Raw genomic sequence first — 19,164 nt, forward strand, 5'->3', positions numbered from 1 at the left:
GCAATCGCGAGGAACGTCTGCACCATCGCCCCGAGTACGTGCCCGGTGAGCACCGAGACGCGGGCGATGGCCATGGTCTTGAACCTGGCGATGATCGAGCGGCCGGGGGCGAGCGGCCCCGTGGCCGCCGAACCGGTCAGGCGCTCGCCGCTGACCGCGCGCGAGCAGGAGGTCGCCGCCCTGCTGACGCGCGGCCTGTCCAACCGGGGCATCGCCGCGGAGCTGGTGATCAGCCCGGCGACCGTGGCGCGGCACATCGCCAACATCATGGAGAAGCTCGGCTACACCTCGCGGGCGCAGATCGCCGTGTGGGCCGCCGAGCACTCGGGAACTTCTGCATAGCCATCTGCATATTCCGCCCGATGTACGCACGAGATGTCCTCTTTACCGTGGGCCCATGGATGAGCGGATTGTCATGGTGGACTCGGGTACGGGCCTGGGCATCACCCAGGGCCAGCTCGACGAGCTGTCGGCCGCGGCGGCCGTCCAGCTCCGGCGCAGGGGCGTGCGCACGGGCGACACGGTGCTCATCTGCCTGCCCGTCGGCCCCGGCCTGCTGGTGGCCACCGACGCGGTGATCGCGGCAGGCGGCACGGTCTGGCCGGTTCCGGCGGAGCTGGAGGCGGGCAGCCTGCGCGAGCACATCCTCGCCAGCCGGGCCAGGGTGATGATCTCCGACCTGCCGCACGCGCTCGACGCGGCCGACGAGTCGCGCGTGCGGATCGTGGTGAGCCTCCCCGATCTCAGTGCCGATCTCAGCGCCGATGTCAGTGCCGATTTCAGGGCCGACCTGAGCGGCGGGGAACCATACCCGTTGGGTGGCGAGATCTGCACGCAAAGTGATCGCGTGGGCCCCCGAACCAGGGAAGACTGACCAGGCGTGAGCCTCCCGCCGACACCTGGGCACCCGATGACCACGCACGTCCAGCACAACCTCCCCGCCGAACCGAACCGTTTCGTCGGACGGGCACGCGACGTGGCCGAGCTCTGCGCGCTGCTGGGCCAGCAGCGCGTGATCACGCTCTGCGGGGTGGGCGGCATCGGCAAGTCCAGGCTGTCGCTGCAGGTCGCGGCCGAGGTGGTGGAGCGCTTCGCCGGCGGGGTGTGGCTGGTCGAACTGGCCCGCATCGGCAAGGCCGAGCTGATCGCGCACCGGATCGCCGAGGTGCTGGGCGTCCGCGACGAGGTCCCGGGACGGGTGCTCGACGGGCTGCGGGCCCGGCTGCGCCAGGCGGACGCGCTGCTCGTCCTCGACAACTGCGAGCACCTGGTCGACAGGTGCGCGCGGCTGGTGGCGGCGCTCATGGCCGACTGCCCGGGGGTGCGGTTCCTGCTCACCAGCCGCGAGCCGCTGCGCATCCCCGGCGAGCTGATCTGGCGGGTGCCGCCGCTGGAGCTGCCCGACGAGGAGCACCCGCACGCCGAGTCCGTGCTGCTGTTCGTGGACCGGGCGCTCGCCGCCGGGGCCCGCGCGGTGACCGACGACATGGACGACATCGTGCGGCTGTGCCGGGCGCTCGACGGGCTGCCGCTGGCGCTGGAGTTGGCGGCGGCCCGTACCAGCCTGCTCAGCCCCGGACGGATCGCCGACCGGCTGAAGAACCGCTTCCAGCTGCTGACCACCGGCGACAGGACGGCCCCCGCGCGGCAGCGCACGCTGCTGGCCACGGTCGAGTGGAGCCACGAGCTGCTCAGGCCCAAGGAGCGGATGCTGCTGCGCAGGCTGTCGGTGTTCGCCGGGCACTTCGACCTCGACCTGGCCGAGCAGGTGTGCGCCGACGGCGGCATGGTGCGGGCCTGCGAGGTGCTCGACCTGCTCAACGGGCTGGTCGACAAGTCCCTGGTGCAGCGGCACGACGCCAGCGGGCGCTACCACCTGCTGGAGACCATCAAGCAGTACGCGGTGGAACGGGCGCGGGAGGTGGGGGAGGAGGCGTGGCTGCGCGACAGGCACCTGAGGCTGATCTGCGAGGCGCAGGAGCGCTGTTTCGCGGCCGGCTCGCTGGCCGGCCGCATGCCGTGGCCGGCGCGTTTCGCCTACTTCGGCAGAGGCAGGTCGCTGCTCGACGACTGCAGGGCGGCCGTCGACTGGGCGATGGAGTCGGGCGACGCGCCCCTCGGGCTGCGCCTGTGCCGGGCCACGGTGACGATCCTGGCGATGCGCGGCGACCTGGCGGAGGCCGCAGACTGGCTGGAACGGCTGCTCGGGCTGGACCTGTCGCAGGTGCCGCCGGACGTCGTCGGCGTGGCCAAGGGCGGCCTGGCCTACGCGCTGGAGGCCCGCGACGAGCTGGCCCGCGCCGCCGAGCTCATCGTGGAGAGCATCGAGGAGCAGCGGCGGCACCCCTACAGCCACTGGCTGGGCGTCAGTTACACGGTCGCGGTGACCGTCTTCCTGCGTACCGGCCAGGGCGACAAGGCCGCGCGCTACCTCCAGGAGCTGGACGAGGCCGCCACCGCGCACGACGACCTGTTCAACCTGGCGACGGCCCGCATGGCGCAGCTCAACCTGGCGCTGTTCCAGGGCCAGGTGCGCCAGGCGCAGCGGCTCGGTGAGGAGGCGCTGGCGCTGGCCGAGGAGTCCGGGCACCGGTGGACCATCGCCAGGGCGCTGACCCATCTCGGGGCCGTCGCGGAGGCGAGGGGCGACCTGGAGGCGGCCTGCGCGCACCACACGGCCGCGCTGCCGCTGCTGCGGGAGCTGGACAACCGGGCCGAGCTGGCCCGCTGCCTGGCCAAGCTCGGCAGGGTGGCGGCCCAGCTGCACGACCACGCCACCGCCAGGGAGAACGTGGCGGCCAGCCTGGTGCTGTGCAGGCAGACGGGCCAGCGCAGGGAGATGGTGCGCGTCCTGGTGGCCCTGTCGGTCCTGGCGCAGTCAGAGGGCGACCTCGACGGCGCCGTCCTGGCCGCGGCGGCGGCGAGCGCGCTGCGCGAGTCGATCGGCCAGCACGGCAACCGCGCCAGGACGCACGAGCTGCTCACCCTCGCCAGGGCCAGGCTGGGCGAGACCCGCGTGGCCGCGCTCTGGGCCCGCGGCCTGGAGCAGCACCCCGACGAGGTGGCCCGGCGCATCCTCGACAGGGAGAGCCGGCCTCCGTCGCCGTCCTTCGCGCCGGCGCCGGAGGTCCGCTGCTCGGCGCTGACGCCCAGGGAGTGGGAGATCGCCGGGCTGCTCACCCGCGGGCTGAGCAACCGGGCCATCGCGGCGGAGCTGGTGATCAGCCCCGCGACGGTGGCCAGGCACGTCGCGAACATGATGGACAAGCTCGGCTTCGCCTCCCGCGCCCAGATCGCGGTCTGGACGGCCGCGCGCGGGTTCCGGCCAGGGGGATCGTAGGCTCGGCGGTATGCCGTTCGCACCGAACTTCCCCGTCATGCTGAGGACCGGCGACGGGGTCCGCATCGACGCCGCGCACACCCCGCCCACGCGGCTCGACCAGGGCCTCGACCTGGGCCTCGATCTGGGCATCGTGATGGCGCACGGATTCACGGGCTCGTGGCGGGAGCGCACCGCGCGCCGCATCGCGCACGTGCTCAGCGGATTCGGCGGCGTGATCGCGTTCGACTTCCGCGGCCACGGCCGCTCGGGCGGCGAGAGCACCGTCGGCGACCTGGAGGTGCTCGACGTCGAGGCCGTCGTGCGGCACGCCCGCGTGGTCGGCTACCGCAGGATCGCCGTGGTCGGCTTCTCGATGGGGGCGGCGGTCGCGGTGCGGCACGCGGCCCTGCACGGCGGGGTGGACGCCGTGGTGGCGGTCAGCGGTCCCGCCCGCTGGTACTACCGCGGCACCAAGCCGATGCGCCAGGTGCACTGGGCGATCGAGCGGCCGCTGGGGCGCTGGGCCGCCCGGCTGGCCAAGCGCACCAGGATCGCCCGCGGCCAGTGGGACCCGGTCCCGATGCCGCCGCACGAGGCCGCCGCGTTGATCTCGCCCACCCCGCTGCTGATCGTGCACGGCGACGCCGACTCGTTCTTCCCCGTCGAGCACGCCCACCAGCTGTACGCGGGCGCCCGCGAACCCAGGCAGCTCTGGATCGAGCCGGGATACGGCCACGCGGAGTCCGCCGCGACGCCCGAACTCATCCGACGTATCGGAAAATGGATCACTTCGAACTTTTCCTGAGTAACGAACGTCTACCTAGGGCGGATGGGAGAAATCCGCAGGGAGAAAGTCCTAGGGGAAGGAAACCGCCGAGGCGGTGGACGTGGGGCATACTTCATGTAATCGGGCGGTAGCCCAGCGTCGCGGGGGCGCGCTGGGTGCCCATCCGTGACGAGGGCTCCGGCACTGCCGGAGCCCTTGGTCGTTTCCCGGCCAACGAGTTCCAGCGCGCAGATCCCGGCTGAGGGGTTCCGGCCGCGCCGCTCCCGGCGCGGCCGTTTCCGTTCATGGCCGCTCCCGGCTCGGCAGGGCTCAGCCCAGGCGCGAGATCGTCTTGTACTCCAGGTAGCCGTTCAGGCCCTCCGGGCCGAGCTCGCGACCGATCCCGCTGGCCTTGTAGCCGCCGAAGGGGACGTTCGCCTCCAGCATGAGGCAGTTGACGCCGTAGGTGCCGGTGCGCACCTGGCGGGCCACGTCCATGCCGTGGTCGGCGTCGGCCGTCCAGACCGTGCCCGCCAGGCCGTAGTCGCTGTCGTTGGCGATGCGGATCGCGTCGGCCTCGTCCTCGTAGGGGATGACGGTCAGCACCGGGCCGAAGATCTCCTCGCGGGCGATGCGCATGTTGTTGGTGACGCCCGCGAACACCGTCGGGGCGACGTACCAGCCACGCTCGTACGGCCGGTCGAGGCCGCCGACGACGACCTTGGCCCCCTCGTCCATCCCGGTCCTGATGTAGCCCTCGACCCGGTCCTGCTGCCGCTTGGCGACCAGCGGGCCGATGCCGGTGGCGGGGTCGGCGGGATCGCCGACGGGCTGCGAGGTGACCATGGCCGCGATCGCGTCCACGACCTCGTCGTAGCGGTTGCGCGAGGCCAGGATGCGGGTCTGCGCGACGCACGCCTGGCCGTTGTTCATCAGCGAGGCGATCGCCAGCATGCCCATGTTGGACGCGAGGTCGGCGTCGTCCAGGATGATCGCCGCCGACTTGCCGCCCAGTTCCAGGCTGACCCGCTTGAGCTGCTCGCCGCAGATGGCGGCGATGCGGCGGCCCGCGGCGGTCGAGCCGGTGAAGGCGACCTTGTCCACGCCGGGGTGCGCGACCAGGTACTCGCTGACCTCGCGTCCGGCGGGCACGATGTTGAGCACGCCCGGCGGGATCCCGGCCTCCTGCGCCATCTCGGCCAGCAGGTACGCGTCCAGCGGCGTCTCCGGCGCGGGCTTGAGCACGATGGCGCAGCCCGCCAGCAGCGCGGGTGCGACCTTGGTCATCGTGACGAACTGCGGGACGTTCCACGGCACCACGGCCGCCACCACGCCCACCGGCTCCCTGCGCACGGTGGTCGGCCCGAACAGGCCGGGGCGCTGCTCCTCCTGGACGAACGTCTTTCCGTACTCGGCGTAGAACTGGAGCATGCCGAGCGGCTGCGGAGCCTGCGCGAGGTTCGAGAACGTGATCGGCGAGCCCATCTCCTCCGTGATCAGCTCGGCCAGTTCGGCCTGCCGCGCGGTGTAGATCTCGGCCAGCCTGGCGATGGCCTCGGCCCGTTCGGCGAACGTCAGGCGCGGCCAGGGGCCGAGGTCGAACGCCACGCGGGCCGCGGCGACCGCGCGGTCCACGTCGGCGGTGGTGCCGTCGGGCACCCGTCCCACGACCTCCTCGGTGTGGGGAGAGATGACGTCGATCGTTCCGGTGCCCGCCGGGGTCACCCATTCGCCCCCGATGAACAGCGTGTCGTGCTGGCGCATGTCGTGAGCCCTCCTGCTTGACCTAATGCTTGCTTGCTACCGCACTGCCTCAAGCCGACCGAACCATCTTCTGTCCGAGCACGCAAGAGGGCGCGGGCGGGCGTGGGAGGGGTGCGGCGGGTGGGCCGCACCCCTCTGGGGAGTCAGCCGAGCAGGTGTCGCATCGACCGCTTGACCAGGTCCGTGCGCGCCGCCTGGCTGGTCAGGCTCTCGACGCCGAACCCCAGGTAGACGGTGTCCTTGGTGGCCAGGCCGCCGCCCTCCTCGAAGACCTGGTCCGTGCGGAACCAGTTGTTGATCGACACGGACGAGCCCGCCGGGGGACCCGCCACGGTCCAGCCGCCGAGGTCGGCCTCGAACGAGCTCTGCTCCGCGGTCGCGCCGTCCAGCGTGACGGCGAAGTCGTCGAGGAAGACGCCCGCGCCCTGGGTGCCCCAGTCGCTGACGTAGGAGATCGACAGCTCCACCTGCTTACCCGCGTACGGGGTCAGGTCGATCTTCCACTGCTGCCAGCCTGCGGAGTTGCCGCTGGCGGCGTTCCACGCCCCGGAGGTCCCGGTCGGCTCACAGGCCGGGCCCTGGTAGCGCTGGGTGAACGGGTGGATCGTCCGCCAGCCCGCGCCGCCGCTCGGCGGGGCGCAGCTGCTCCCCGTGTAGACGTCCCAGGAACCGGTGTGCGGGTCGAACGGCCCGCCGGGACGCGCCCACTTGACCGGGGCCGAGCTCGCGAACCGGGGGAACTGCCGCGCGGGCAGGATGGCCGAGGTCGCCACGTAGGAGTTGGTGTGGCTGGGCGCCAGCGTGCCCGCGAAGCCGTCGAACCGGCCGCCCACGCCCTTGAGCTCGTACGGCCGGCCCGTCGCCTGGTCGGTGCCGGCGTCGTCGAAGAAGACGTACGCGCCGAGCCAGTACTGCTGGAAGTCGTTGAACACCTGGATGCACGGCGGGTCCGTCGGCGTCGCGCACTCCCGCTGGGCGGGCTGGTCCGGCTGGAAGTAGTACTGGCCGTTGGCGTTGGCCGCGTACGACGGGTACTTGCCCGCGTGCAGCAGCTTGCCGCCCTCGTTCAGGTAGTCGCGGACGGCCAGCTCGGTGTCGACCCCGCCCTTGGACGTGGTGCCGGGCACCTGGCCGGTGCTCCTGGGGATGATGTCGTCGCCCGTCTCCCAGACCACGGCCTTGTAGTGGCTCAGGACTCCGAGCGCATGCGGGGCCTTGCGTCCCATCTTGTCCATGTCGTAGATCGGGTCGTCCGCGGTCTTCGTGGCGATCTGCCAGCCCTGCGGATAGAGCAGCAGCGGGCCGTAGGAGTGGTAGTTGACCTGGCCCTTGAACCTGATCCGCCTGAGCAGGCCGTCCATGGCGACGGTCTCGGGCTCACTGGCGGGGCCGGCGCCGCGGTAGGTGTCGCTGCTGGGGATCGACGAAGAGCCCTCCTCGTCGCAGTGGAAGTTCGTGGGGAAGTTCCTGTTCGGGTCCACGCCGTCGCCGATGGTGATCTTGCCGTCGCCGTTCACGTCGCGCAGGTTCTTGCGCCACAGGCGGTTTCCCTCGGTGAAGGTGAAGTCGTAGCCGTCGGGGTTGGCGACGGGGACGAACCACAGCTCCGTCCTGTCGAGCAGGTCCTTCAGCGCCGTCCTGTTGGCGAGCACGTACTTCAGCAGCCGCATTTCCACCTCGGTGGAGATCCACTCGCGGGCGTGCTGGGTGGCGGAGAACAGGGTGGCGGGCTTGACGCCGTCGGGCAGCGCCCTGGCCAGCGTGGTGACCTTGACCGCCAGGATGTCCTGGCCCTTCAGCGTCCTGCCGATCGACTGGATCTTGACCAGGTCCTTGTTGGCGTTCGCGATGGCCCTGAGCTGGTCGGCGACGCCGCCGGGCGCGGAGTAGGACCTCCAGACGGTGTACCCGCGGCCTGCGCCCTGGTCGCCTCAAGCTGGGTCTGGCCCTGCGGGTTGCGTACGGGCTCGGGCTGGTAGCCGAGCTTGCGCAGGCCGTCGAGGCCCCTTCGCAGAGTCGAGTTCCTCGAAATCTCACCCGGGGCCGCGATCCCGACAAGACCCAAACCTTATGTGCGCCTTAATCCCCTCGGGGTGGCAGGTAGCTCGCAAAGTGTTAGATAAGTCGCCAAACGTGCACGAGTTCCATGGTTCGGGTGGCAGCTATCAAGATCATCTTCTATAGTTGCGCAGCGTCGATGAGGGGAGGACGGGCGTGAGACTCGGGCGCTTCGCCGTGATCGCCGCCGTCCTTGCCGGGCTGCTCGGGCTCCCCCTCCCTGCCGCCGCCGACCCCGACATGGGCGAGGTACGCAGGCTCACCAAGCAGGCCGCCAAGCTCAACGACCTCTACCGCGGGCAGATCCAGAGCCTGGAAGAGATCCGCATCCAGGTCAAGAAGGCCACCGGCAAGTCCGCCTCGCTGCAGAAAGACCTCGTCCGGGCCAAGGCCGACGTCGCCACGATCGCGCGGAACGCCTACGTGACCGGGCCCCTCGACGGCATGCAACTCTTCGCCTCCCCGGGCGACCCCTCCCAGATGCTCGGGCACGCGGCCGTCCTGCAGTACCTGGCCGACGAGCGCGCCGGACGGGTGCGACGCATCCAGACCCTGGTCGAAGACGCCAAGAAGGCCAGGGCCGCCGCTGACGACAAGATCGACAAGCTGAAGAAAGAGATCAAGAACATGCAGGGCAAGCGGCGCGAGATCGAGCGCTTGCTCGCCAAGTTCGGGATCCAGAAACCCGGCGGGTCCGAGGGCCTGACGCCGCGCATGATCGCGGTGCGGGCCGAGATCATGGGGAAGTTCCCCATGCTGTACGGCGTCGGCTGCCTCCGCTCCGGTGACCCGGGAGAGCACGGCAAGGGGCGGGCCTGCGACTTCATGATGTCCCGCGGCGGGACGATGGCCTCCGGCGCCGACGCCGACCGTGGCGACGCGCTGGCCGAGTGGCTGATCCAGAACGGGGCGCGCATCGGGGTGATGTACATCATCTGGAAGCAGCGGTACTACGACATCCGCTCGGGCGGCGGCTGGGACCCGATGTCCGACCGGGGCGGCGTGACGGCCAACCACTACGACCACGTGCACGTCTCCGTCTTCTGACGGCCCGGCCGCTGCGGGACGGCGCGGTCAGTGGGAGTCTGGTCTGGGGAGATGGATGCCGGCGGAGCGGAGCTTGGCCTCGACGAGCGCGATCCCCCGGGCCGCGGCCGATCCCTGCTCTTCGCCGTGGAGGGCGATCAGCTTGTACCGGGTCGCGGCCTCGGTGCGGGCTTGCAGACCGGTCACGATCTTCAGCTGTGCGGGGTTGGCGAGGAAATGGTCGGCAATGGCGGTGGCGAGCTCGGCGATGCGCGGGTCGTCCGGCTCCCAGGCCGCGGCTTCGGCGCCGCGCTTGATCAAGGCGACGAACCGGGGGTCTGCGAGGGCGTGCTCGACATGGGTGAGGTAGTCGTCGAAGCCCTCCGGGACCAGGGCCCTGGCCAGCACCCAGCCCTCCCTCGTGGCCGCCACCGCGTCCGCGGGGAAGCCGAGGCCGGGCATCCGCTCCAGCAGCGCCACAGCGCGGTCGGGCAGCAGGGCCCGGTCGCCGTCAGCGAGCCGGTGCAGCGTGTCACGCCGCGCGATCAACTCCTCGATCCGTTCGGTGAGCTGCCGCTCGACGTCGGCGAGCGCGGCGGCGAACAGCGCGGCGTCGGCGTCGAGCAGGGGCCCGATCTCGGCCAGCGGCACCCCGGCGGCGGCCAGCGTCCGGACCTGCACCAGCCGCAACAACTCGGCCGATCCGTACCGCCGGTAACCGGAGCTGTCGCGTTCCGGCTCCTCGACCAGGCCGAGCTTGTGGTAGTGCCGCACCGTCTTCACCGTGACGCCGACGAACGCCGCCGCCTGCCCGATCGTGACTCCGTTCATCATCTGCTCAGCCTGCCTTGTGCTCGAGCCCGGCGACTGCGCACACCACGGCCGAGCGTATGGACTGGCCACGCGAGCATAGCGACGAACATCCGCGGTCACTTCCACGAAATCAAAGGGTCGATCCTCGAGGCGTACGGGTCACAGGTGTTCAGTCCGTCGGCTGAGCCGGATCGGCCTGCCCGCCGCAGAACACCTCGTTGACGAGCCTTTGCTGGGCGTTCTGGAACGCTGCCGCTATGGACAGGTCGGCGTCGTCCACACAGTTCAGCGCGGCGGTCAGGGTCTTGCTGCCGTCGGGCGTGCTGTACATCAGCGCCGCGTGGCCCGCGGCGGCGCCGTTGTGGGTGATGACGGTGCCGCGGTCCGTTTTCTGGACGAACACCCCCAGGCCGTAACCCATGTTCGGAATGGCCGTGGGGTACGGCGCGCACATCTCGGCCAGCAGCTCGGCCGGCAAGAGCTCGCCGCGCATCAGCGCGGAGATGAACGTGGCCAGATCCTGGCTGGTCGAGATCATGTCACCGCCGGTGGAGATCCAGGAGGGGTTGTGGCGGGTGATGTCGATCGTCTGCTGCCGGCCGGCGTCCTCGTACCGGTAGTAGGCGTGGGCGTGCGGCTCGGGGAGCTCTGGCGAGGCGTCCGGCACCACGGTGCCCGACAGCCCGAGCGGCCCCAGGATCCGTTGCTGCATCTCCTCGGCCAGCGAGCGGCCGGTGACCTTCTCGATCAGCAGCCTGGCCAGCACGTAGTTGGTGTTGGAGTAGCTCCAGCCCGTGCCCGGCTCGAACCGTGCCGGCTTGGACAACGCCAGCTCCACCAGCTCCTGCGGCCGGTAGGTCTTGAACCGGTTGTCCATCCACTCTTTGCCCGTGGTGCCGTAGGGGATGGGGATCCCCGGCGCGACCGTCCCGTCGTCGTAGACCTCGCCGCTGAAGTTGAACACCCCGCTGGTGTGCTGCAACAGCATCCGCACCGTGATCCGCCGGTCCAGCCCGAACTCGGGCAGATAGTCCGCTGCCGGGATGTCCAGCCCGACCTTGCCCTCGGCCACCAGTTGCAGCACCAGGGTCGCGGTGAAGGTCTTGGTGTTGCTGCCGATCCGGACGTGTCCGTCGATCGGCGGCTTGGCGGTCCCGCCCAGCTCGGCCACCCCGGCGCTGCCGACCCACTCGCCCCGCTCATCGTGCACGCGCAGCGACACGCCGACGAAACCGGATTCGACGATCTCCTCGATCGCCTTCTGCAGCTCCGGGCGATCCTGCCCGGCAGCCGCCTCCGGCACGGCCCCGCTGTCCGCAGCGGTTACCCTGGCGGCGGTCATCAGCGACACGGCGCCGTACGCGGCAGTTCGCAGGGTGCTCTTGTCCTGGTCGGAACGGGCGATCGTCATGGTGGTTTGCTCCTTCGAGTCTGTTATGTCCGGGTCGGCGTCGTGCCGCTACGCCGAGCTTCCACCCTGACCCGAGGTCAACCTCAACCGTGATCTAGCTCACAGCTGCCAGCGGTTATGCCCTGCCGGTCTTTGCTCGATCGGGATGGCTCTCGTGCAGGAGCGAGCGCAGTTCGGCGGTGTCGATGATGTGGGCCAGTCTCGGGAAGATGCTGTTCATCAAGGTCTGGTGGGCTTGCGGGTCCGGGTCGGTGACGCCGTCGGACAGGACGTAGAGCTGGTAGTCGCGGTCGGCGGCGTCGGTGACGGTGGACAGGACGACGCCGCTGGTGGTGATGCCGGCGATGACCAGGGTGGTGATTCCGCGATCCCGCAGTTGCCGGTCCAGGTCTGTGGTGGACAGCGCGCCGTATCGGGTCTTGCGGACGGTGATGTCGCCGGGCTCGGGAGCGAGCTGATGGTGGATGGTCGTGTCGGGCTCCTCGTGGTGCATGAGGTGCTGCCGGCCGAGGAGGGAGAACGTCTTGTTGGCCGGCGGGATCGCCGCCCAGTCGGCTTCGGTGAATCCGACTCGCACGTAGGCGATGGCGGCGCCGTGCGCTCGCATGTCGGCGATGGCGCCGGCCACCCGTGACAGCAGCGCTTCCGGGTCGGCCAGGCCAGGGAGCGAGGCCAGGATTCCCTGCTGGTAATCCATGACGAGCAGTGCGGCCGTCCGGGGGTCCAGCGCCGGGGTCGTGACGGTCATTTTCTCTCCTTGGGGGATCTGATAGGGGCGGTGCAGCCCGATCGCGGTGACGGCCGTGGCGGCCCGTCAGGCGCGGCTTCGTGCCGACTCCGGCTCGGCGAGGGGCGCCGCGGCGCGTCGGGGGAGTAGCAGCGGGGTCGCCAGCAGGAGCACGCCGGCCAGGCCGATGGCCGGGCGCGGGCCGAGCAGGCCGCCCAGCACGCCCCATGCGGCCGTCAGGAGCGCGGTCGAGGCCTTGGTCGTCACCGACCAGGCGGACAGCGTGCGGGCGACCCGCTCGGTCGCGGTGCGCTCGAGGCGGTAGGTGGCGTAGACGGGGTTGAAGACCCCGCAGCAGAAGATGAGCCCGAGTTCGACGCCCATCACCAGCAGCAGCCCTCCGGTGCCCGGCCCCAGGAAGGCCAGGCCGATGGGCCAGAGCGCGCGCAGCGTCCCGGCCACGACCAGAACCTGGTGCTGCCCGAACCGGGTGACGAGCGGCCGGGCCAGCCGCGAACCGAGCAGCCCGCCGATCGCGGGCGCGGCGAAGGCGAGGCCGTACTGCCACGGTGTGAACCCGAGTTGGCCGAGCATCAGGACGGCCAGCAGCGCGTCGGCGGCCATCACCAGGCCGTTGAACAGGGCGGTGTTGAAGAACAGCGGACGCAGCGTCGCGTCGGCAAGGATGTACCGCCAACCGTCGAGCAGGTCCCCGGCCCGCATGCGCGCGGCCTCCCGGCGCTCGGGCCGCGGCTCCTGGTCGCCCGCCGCACGGATGCCCAGGGCCGAGAGCAGGAAGCTGACCGCGTCGGCCACCACCGTCGCCACCGGACCGAGGAGCCCGATCGCGGCACCGCCCAGCGGCGGTCCGATGATCGTGGTCGTCCAGGCCGTGGACTCGAATCGGGCGTTGGCGACGAGCAGGTCCTCGGCCGGCAGCAGCGTCTTCAGGTACGCGCCGGAGGCGGCGCGGAAGGTGATGTCGGCCGCCGCGACGACGACCGAGACCAGCAGGAGCTGGACGAAGGAGAGCGCGCCGAGCGCGAACGCGGCGGGGATCGTCAGCAGCGCTGCGAACCGCACCAGGTCACTCCCGATCAGCACCGGCCGCTTGCGGCGGAACTCCACCCACGGGCCGAGCGGCACCGCCACGGCCGCGCCCGCCAAAGCCCCCACGGAGGACAACGCCGCGACCTCCGCCGGCCCGGCGTGCAGCACCCGGATCGCGATCAGCGGGAACGCGCCGAAGGCGAGCCACGTGCCGAGCGCGCTGGTCCCGTACGCTCCCCAGAGCCACCCGAACCGCCGCCCCAACCGGTGCCCGTTCCGCATGTCCGACGCCCCTCGTCACTCACCCGCACAACTGATCCGCGATCGGAAGCATCAAAGCGAGCACCATGCCCGGGGATCAAACAACCGCAGGGCCGCCCAGCCACAACCAACGGTTGTATCCATAGGGTGTCCGCATGGACCTCGACACCGTCCGGACCTTCGTCGCCGCCGCCGACGCGGGGCAGTTCCAGGAGGCCGCCGCCGAGCTGGCGGTCACCCAGCAGGCCGTCTCCAAGCGCATCGCCGCGCTGGAGAAGGACCTCGCCGTGCGGTTGTTCACCCGCACGCCGCGCGGCGCCGAGCTCACCATCGACGGGCAGGCGTTCCTGCCCCACGCCCGGGAGCTGCTGCGCGTCGCCGAGCGCGCGGTCGCGTCCGTGCTCCCCGGCAGCCGTCCGCTGCGCGTCGACGTGATCGCCTCGCGCAGCGCGGCGTCGGGCCTGATGCGCGGCTTCCACCGCACGCACCCCGAGATCGAGCTCGCCGTGGTGATGCTGTTCGACGTCGAGACGGCCGTCGCCGCCATCCGATCCGGCGCGATCGACGCGTCCTTCCGCGCCGTCGCCATGCCCGGCCGGCCCCTTCCCGAGGACATCGAGTCCGTCCGGGTGCTCGACGAGCCGCTCCAGCTCCTCACCGGCCCCGCCCACGCGCTGGCCGGTGCCCGGTCGGTGACCCTCGCTCAGCTCGCCGGGCACCGGATCTGGATGCCCGGCATCGTCCCCGGCACCGAGTGGGCCGCCTACTACGACGACCTCGTCGCCGAGTTCGGCCTCACCATCGAGGCGACCGGCCCCAACTTCGGCTCCGACGCGCTCCTCGACACCATCGCCGACACGCCGGCCCTGGCCACCTTCATGAGCGAGCAGACCCGCCTCGTCTGGCCCGCCGACCACGGCCTGCGCCGCATCCCGGTGACCGACCCCATGCCCGTCTACCCGCACTCGCTCCTGTGGCACCGCGACAACCCCCACCCCGCGCTGGCCACCCTCCGCGCCCACCTCGCCGCCACAGCGGCAGGCCATGACGCCGCCGGGACCTGGGCGCCGGACTGGGCAACCCGCTGAACGCCGCCGCCTCGGCGGGCGTCCGGGGAGCGGCGGGGAGGTGGGGGCGGGTCAGGACGCGTCGGGGGAGAGGCGGCTGCGGAGCCAGGCGTAGGAGGCTCGTGGGGTGCGGCGCTGGGTGTCGAAGTCGACCTGGACGAGGCCGAAGCGCTGGTGATACCCCTCGGCCCATTCGAAGTTGTCCAGCAGCGACCAGACGAAGTATCCCCGCACGTCCACCCCGTCGGCGCGGGCCTGGTCGAGGGCGGCGAGGTGGCCGTCGAGGAAGGCGATCCTGTCCTGGTCGTCCAGGGTGTCCTTCGCCGAGCAGCCGTTCTCGGTGATGTGGATCGGCGGGAGCGCCGCGCCGTACCGGTCGCGCAGGCCCACCAGCAGCTCGCGCAGCCCGTCGGGCACCACCGGCCAGCCGAAGGCGGTGGTGGGGTAGCCGGTGATGCCGAGGTCGGTGAAGGGCAGGCCGTCGTCCGTGGGGGCGCCGATCCGGGTGGGGTTGTAGTAGTTGACGCCCAGCCCGTCGAGGGGGGCGGAGATCACGTCGAGGTCGCCGTCGCGGACGTCCATCTCCACCCCGTACGCCGACAAGTCGGGATACGTCCCCAGCAGGACAGGGTCGTTGAAGAGGCGGTTGTGCAGGGTGTCGTAGGCGTCGGCGGCGGCCCGGTCGGCCTCGGAGTCCGATCCGGGCCAGACGGGGGTGCAGTTGTTGGTGATCAGCACCTGCTCGGCGCCCGACGCCCGCAGCGCCTGGACGGCCAGCCCGTGGCCGAGCAGTTGGTGGTGGGCCACCGGGAGCGCGTCGAGCAGCAGGGCCTGGCCGGGGGCGTGGACGCCCAGGCCGTAGCCGTAGGCCATGTGGATGAACGGCTCGTTGAGCGTGATCCACATCTTCACCCGGTCGGACAGCCGGTCGGCCACTATCGCCGCGTATTCGGCGAAAAACTGGGAAGTATCGCGGTTCATCCACCCGCCGCGGTCCTGGAGCGCCTGCGGCAGGTCCCAGTGGAACAGAGTGGGCGCGGGGGTGATGCCCGCGTCGAGCAGCCCGTCCACGAGCCGCTCGTAGAAGTCGAGCCCCTTCGGGTTGGCCTCGCCCGTGCCGGTGGGCTGGACGCGCGGCCAGGCGATCGAGAAGCGGTAGGCGTTCACCCCGAGTCCGGACATCAGCGCGATGTCCTCCGGCCAGCGGTGGTAGTGGTCGCAGGCGACGTCGCCGGTGTGCCCGTCGCGGGTGCGTCCCGGCTCGTGCGAGAAGGTGTCCCAGATGGAGACGCCCCTGCCGTCCTCCGCGACGGCCCCTTCGATCTGGTACGCGGCCGTGGCCGTGCCCCACAGGAACATCCAGCACCTCCGTTGTGAGTATGGCTCATGTTAACGGACCGGAAAGTCCCGGACTGTACCTGCTGGTAATAGGCGAGGATGGTCGCATGACGAGTACCTTGCGCCGCCGTCCGGCCCAGCGCCGCAGCGTGGAGAGGGTCGAGCGGATGCTCGACGAGTGCGCCCTGCTGCTCGACCAGGTCGGATACGACGCGCTGACCACCAAGGAGGTGGCCCGCAGGGCCGAGGTCCCGATCGGCACGTTCTACCAGTTCTTCTCCGACAAGCAGGGGCTGGTACGGGCCCTCGCGGTGCGCAACCTGGAGGCCTTCCTCACCAGGGTGACCGAGCGGATCGCCACCGCCGACCTCGCCCACTGGACCGACCTGGTCGAACTGGCCGTCGACGAGTTCGTCGAGATGAAGCGCACCACCCCCGGGTTCGCCGTGGTGGACTTCGGCGAGGTGCTGCCCACACACGGCGGGCCTCCGCTCCAAGGCACCAAGCGCTCCCTGGACACGGCGCTCGACAACAACGTCATCGTCGCCGACCGGCTCAGGTCCCTCGTGCTCGACCTCATCTCCAGGACGGGCGACGTACCGGCGGGGCCCGGCCTCGACCGCGCGCTCCTGGTCGCGGTCGAGGCCACCGACGCCGTCCTCAAGCTCGCCTTCCGCGTCCACCCCGAGGGCGACCCCGACCTGATCGTCGAGACCAAGCGGCTGGTCCGCCGCTACCTCTCCGAGCACCTGTCCTAGAGGGCCGACGCGGGGGCGGTCAGCGCGGCTCGTCCAGGCGGGCGCGCAGCTCGTCGTCCAGCTTCACCTCGGTGGCGCCGATGGCCTCGTCGAGCTGGGCCATCGTCGAGACGCCGACGATGGGGACGTAGCCGTCGGCCAGCAGCCAGGCCAGCACCACCTGGTTGGGGGTGGCGCCGAGCTCGGCCGCGACCTCGTGCAGCGTCGCGAGCCGCCGCGCCGTGCCCGGGTGGTCGTAGAACTCGGGGATCGGCCGGTCCGCGCGGGTGTAGGCGCCCGACATCAGCGTGTTGTAGGCCCACAGGGTCAGGTCGGGCTCGGAGCGGACGTAGTCCAGCGTCTCGTCGGTGGCCAGCATGTGGCCGGACTCCGGCAGCCGGGTGAGCGGGCGCGGACGCAGGTAGGTGTGGCGCAGCTGAAGGTAGGTGTAGGGCAGCCAGCCGTGCGCGGCCGAGACGTTCCTGGCCCGCTCCAGCCGCCAGGTGGGCATGTTGCTCGCGCCCGCGCTGCGGATCTTCCCCGCCACCGCCAGCTCGTTCAACGCCCCCAACGTCTCCTCGAAGGGCACGGAACGGTCCTCGATGTGCGTCCAGTACACGTCGATGTGGTCCGTCCCCAGCCTGCGCAGGCTGCCCTCGACCGCCTTCGCGACGGCGGGGGCGGACAGCCCTTCAGCCGAGCCCAGGGTGGTGTCGCCGGGCACGGTCGGCCGGGCGCCGCCCTTCGTGCTCAGGAACACCTGGTCGCGGTTGCCGCGCGCGGCCAGCCAGGCGCCGATGGCCAGCTCGCTCTCGTCGCCCGTACGGCCCTCGATCCAGAACGGGTAGTTGTTGGCGGTGTCCAGCATGGTGCCCCCGGCCTCGGCGAAGCGGTCGAGGATGGCGAAGGTGCCCCGCTCGTCGACGGCGGTGCCGAACGCGATGGTCCCGAGTGCGATGTTCATGCCGATGACTCTGGGACCTGGAGCGCACTTCATGTCAACCGGTTGACCTGGAGTGTGCTCCAGGTGCGATGCTGGTCCGCGTGAGTGTCTACACACCCGCCGAAGTGGTCGAGGAGACCGGTTTCAGCATCGACACGCTGCGCTACTACGAGAAGATCGGCCTGCTGGCGCCTGTCGAGCGCAACTCGGCAGGGCAGCGCCGGTTCAGCGATCAGGACGTTGGCTGGCTGGGCATGGTCCGGTGCCTGCGCGACACCGGGATGCCGATCGCGGAGATGGTGCGGTTCGCCCAGCTCGTCCGGGAGGGCGAGCACACCCTGCCCGACCGGATCAAGCTGCTACAGGAGCATGACCGCAGGGTCCAGGGCCAGATCGACAAGCTCGCCGAGCGCCAGCGGTACATCCATCACAAGATTTCCTACTACCGCAGCGTCCTGTAGCCCTGCCTTTGAGGTCCGGTTGTTAGACCAGCAGCATGGCCGGACCGAGGGCGAAACGGATCAACATCCCGCTGCGCCAGGTCGCGCGGCTGTGCGCCGTGATGCTGTTCGCGGTGCTGGTCAACGCCACCTACCTCCAGGGGTTCAAGGCGCCGAGCCTCAACGCCGATCCGCGCAACCAGCGGACGCTGATCGGCAGGTTCGACCACCCGCGCGGCGACATCCTCACCTACGACGGCACGACCATCGCAAGGAGCCTCCGGACGTCCGGCCCGTACGCGTACGTGCGGACCTACCTCGGCGGCGAGATGTACGCGCCCGTCACCGGCTACGACTCCCTCTACCGGACGACCGGCGTCGAGCAGGCGCAGGACGCCGCGCTGCTGGGCGACGACCCCAGGGTGAGGGTGCGGTCGATGGTCACGGACGGCACCGTGCGGGGCGCGGACGTCAGGCTGACGATCAGCGACCGCGTCCAGTGGGCCGCCTACCAGGGGCTCAAGGCTTCGGGACGCCCCGGGGCGGTGGTGGCCGTCAACCCGGCGACCGGCGCGATCCTCGCCATGGCCAGCTACCCGTCCTACGACCCCAACGCCTTCACCACCCTCGACCCCAAGGCGCTGACGCAGGTGGACGCCCGGCTCAGCAGGGACCCGTCGCGCCCCCTGGTCAACCGCGCGATCGACCAGACCTACCCGCCGGGCGCCGCCTTCGAGATCGTCACGGCCGCCGCCGCGCTGACCTCGGGCGAGTACGCGCCCACCACCAGGCTGGACGCCCCCGCGGCCCTGCCGCTCCCCGGCGCCGACGACCGCCTGTGGACCCCGGATGGCCGCCCGTGCGGCAGCGGCCATCCGTCGCTCGCCGCCGCCTTCCGGCTGTCCTGCGACACCGCGTTCGCCTCGGTCGGTCTCCAGCTGGGCCAGGACACGATCCGCGAGCAGGCCGAGGCGTTCGCCTTCAACGACGACCTGCGCATCCCCCTGGAGGTGGCGCCGAGCACCTACCCCGCCAACACCCTGGACCGGCCGCAGACCGCGATGTCGGCCATCGGCTGGCATGACGACAGCGTCACCCCGCTGATGACCGCGATGATGTCGGCGGCCGTGGCGAACGACGGCGTGCTGATGCGCCCGTACCTCGTGGAGGAGGTGCGCCTTGTGGACGGCTCGATCATCAACCGCGCCGACCCGACCCCCTACCGCACCGTTCTGCGGCCGGACCAGGCCGGGCAGCTCGCCGCGATGATGTCGGCGGGTGTCAGCCCGGCGTGGGCGGGCGCTTCGGCGGCGGCGCCGGGCATGGCCGTGGCGGCCAGGGCGGCCACCACGGAGGACGGCGACACCCTCGTCACCGCCTTCGCCCCCGCGGGCGCGCCGCAGGTGGCGGTGGCGGTGGTGCTGGAGATGGGCCTGGCGGT

Annotated in this window: 17 protein-coding genes; 9 read left to right on the plus strand and 8 right to left on the minus strand. The window is 71.1% G+C overall.

The annotated features are described in order from the left end of the window. The 4 genes from ABZ297_RS40250 to ABZ297_RS40265 all read left to right on the plus strand — a co-directional run. A partial coding sequence (locus ABZ297_RS40250) for a helix-turn-helix transcriptional regulator (RefSeq protein WP_355357529.1) occupies nucleotides 1-342 on the plus strand: 342 nt, incomplete at its 5' end. Between the two features lie 55 nt (nucleotides 343-397). Next, nucleotides 398-874, plus strand: coding sequence for an AMP-binding protein (locus tag ABZ297_RS40255; protein WP_355357532.1), 477 nt, complete (start codon nucleotides 398-400; stop codon nucleotides 872-874). Nucleotides 875-880: 6 nt separating this feature from the next. Continuing rightward, nucleotides 881-3,340 (plus strand): LuxR C-terminal-related transcriptional regulator, encoded by a 2,460-nt coding sequence (locus ABZ297_RS40260; protein WP_355357535.1) that lies wholly within the window; start codon nucleotides 881-883, stop codon nucleotides 3,338-3,340. Between the two features lie 10 nt (nucleotides 3,341-3,350). Then, the gene (locus tag ABZ297_RS40265; protein ID WP_355357537.1) at nucleotides 3,351-4,127 is read left to right on the plus strand and encodes an alpha/beta fold hydrolase; all 777 of its coding nucleotides are present in this window, start codon (nucleotides 3,351-3,353) and stop codon (nucleotides 4,125-4,127) included. A gap of 291 nt (nucleotides 4,128-4,418) precedes the next feature. Here the strand turns inward: ABZ297_RS40265 and ABZ297_RS40270 are convergent, their stop codons facing one another. Both ABZ297_RS40270 and ABZ297_RS40275 read right to left on the minus strand, forming a co-directional pair. After that, nucleotides 4,419-5,852, minus strand: coding sequence for an aldehyde dehydrogenase (locus tag ABZ297_RS40270; RefSeq protein ID WP_355357540.1), 1,434 nt, complete (start codon nucleotides 5,850-5,852; stop codon nucleotides 4,419-4,421). Between the two features lie 143 nt (nucleotides 5,853-5,995). Further along, the gene (locus ABZ297_RS40275; protein ID WP_355357574.1) at nucleotides 5,996-7,702 is read right to left on the minus strand and encodes a M14 family zinc carboxypeptidase; all 1,707 of its coding nucleotides are present in this window, start codon (nucleotides 7,700-7,702) and stop codon (nucleotides 5,996-5,998) included. Nucleotides 7,703-8,066: 364 nt separating this feature from the next. Here ABZ297_RS40275 and ABZ297_RS40280 point away from each other — a divergent pair, with 364 nt between their 5' ends. After that, nucleotides 8,067-8,957: a hypothetical protein gene (locus ABZ297_RS40280; protein WP_355357543.1), complete on the plus strand. Its 891-nt coding sequence runs from the start codon at nucleotides 8,067-8,069 to the stop codon at nucleotides 8,955-8,957. A 27-nt stretch (nucleotides 8,958-8,984) separates the two neighbouring features. Here the strand turns inward: ABZ297_RS40280 and ABZ297_RS40285 are convergent, their stop codons facing one another. The 4 genes from ABZ297_RS40285 to ABZ297_RS40300 form a co-directional block, all read right to left on the minus strand. Further along, on the minus strand, nucleotides 8,985-9,770 hold the full coding sequence (locus tag ABZ297_RS40285; RefSeq protein WP_355357545.1) for a MerR family transcriptional regulator: 786 nt from the start codon (nucleotides 9,768-9,770) through the stop codon (nucleotides 8,985-8,987). 148 nt (nucleotides 9,771-9,918) lie between these two features. Then, on the minus strand, nucleotides 9,919-11,160 hold the full coding sequence (locus ABZ297_RS40290; protein WP_355357548.1) for a serine hydrolase domain-containing protein: 1,242 nt from the start codon (nucleotides 11,158-11,160) through the stop codon (nucleotides 9,919-9,921). A gap of 115 nt (nucleotides 11,161-11,275) precedes the next feature. Continuing rightward, on the minus strand, nucleotides 11,276-11,908 hold the full coding sequence (locus ABZ297_RS40295) for a cysteine hydrolase (protein ID WP_355357551.1): 633 nt from the start codon (nucleotides 11,906-11,908) through the stop codon (nucleotides 11,276-11,278). A gap of 66 nt (nucleotides 11,909-11,974) precedes the next feature. Continuing rightward, complete coding sequence (locus ABZ297_RS40300; protein ID WP_355357553.1) at nucleotides 11,975-13,219, minus strand: MFS transporter; 1,245 nt, start codon at nucleotides 13,217-13,219, stop codon at nucleotides 11,975-11,977. Nucleotides 13,220-13,353: 134 nt separating this feature from the next. On the opposite strand from ABZ297_RS40300, the gene ABZ297_RS40305 reads away from it, so the two are divergent. Further along, nucleotides 13,354-14,286 carry a LysR family transcriptional regulator gene (locus ABZ297_RS40305; RefSeq protein ID WP_355357556.1) on the plus strand — a complete coding sequence of 311 codons (933 nt, stop codon included), beginning with the start codon at nucleotides 13,354-13,356 and terminating at the stop codon, nucleotides 14,284-14,286. A gap of 51 nt (nucleotides 14,287-14,337) precedes the next feature. On the opposite strand, the gene ABZ297_RS40310 is transcribed toward ABZ297_RS40305, so the two are convergent. After that, entirely contained in the window at nucleotides 14,338-15,624 is a 1,287-nt protein-coding gene (locus ABZ297_RS40310) for a GH1 family beta-glucosidase (protein WP_355357559.1), read from the minus strand. An 86-nt stretch (nucleotides 15,625-15,710) separates the two neighbouring features. On the opposite strand from ABZ297_RS40310, the gene ABZ297_RS40315 reads away from it, so the two are divergent. Next, complete coding sequence (locus ABZ297_RS40315) at nucleotides 15,711-16,361, plus strand: TetR family transcriptional regulator (RefSeq protein ID WP_355357562.1); 651 nt, start codon at nucleotides 15,711-15,713, stop codon at nucleotides 16,359-16,361. 19 nt (nucleotides 16,362-16,380) lie between these two features. Here ABZ297_RS40315 and ABZ297_RS40320 read toward each other — a convergent pair whose 3' ends face one another. Then, nucleotides 16,381-17,304, minus strand: a complete 924-nt coding sequence (locus ABZ297_RS40320; protein ID WP_355357565.1) for an aldo/keto reductase — start codon at nucleotides 17,302-17,304, stop codon at nucleotides 16,381-16,383. An 80-nt stretch (nucleotides 17,305-17,384) separates the two neighbouring features. Between ABZ297_RS40320 and ABZ297_RS40325 the strand changes: the two genes are divergently transcribed. Next, a complete protein-coding gene (locus ABZ297_RS40325) occupies nucleotides 17,385-17,744 on the plus strand; it encodes a MerR family transcriptional regulator (protein WP_355357568.1) in 360 nt (119 codons plus the stop codon). Between the two features lie 35 nt (nucleotides 17,745-17,779). Then, a partial coding sequence (locus ABZ297_RS40330) for a penicillin-binding transpeptidase domain-containing protein (protein ID WP_355357571.1) occupies nucleotides 17,780-19,164 on the plus strand: 1,385 nt, incomplete at its 3' end.

Source organism: Nonomuraea sp. NPDC005983 (assembly GCF_040614375.1).
In the GTDB taxonomy this organism is placed as follows: Bacteria; Actinomycetota; Actinomycetes; order Streptosporangiales; family Streptosporangiaceae; genus Nonomuraea.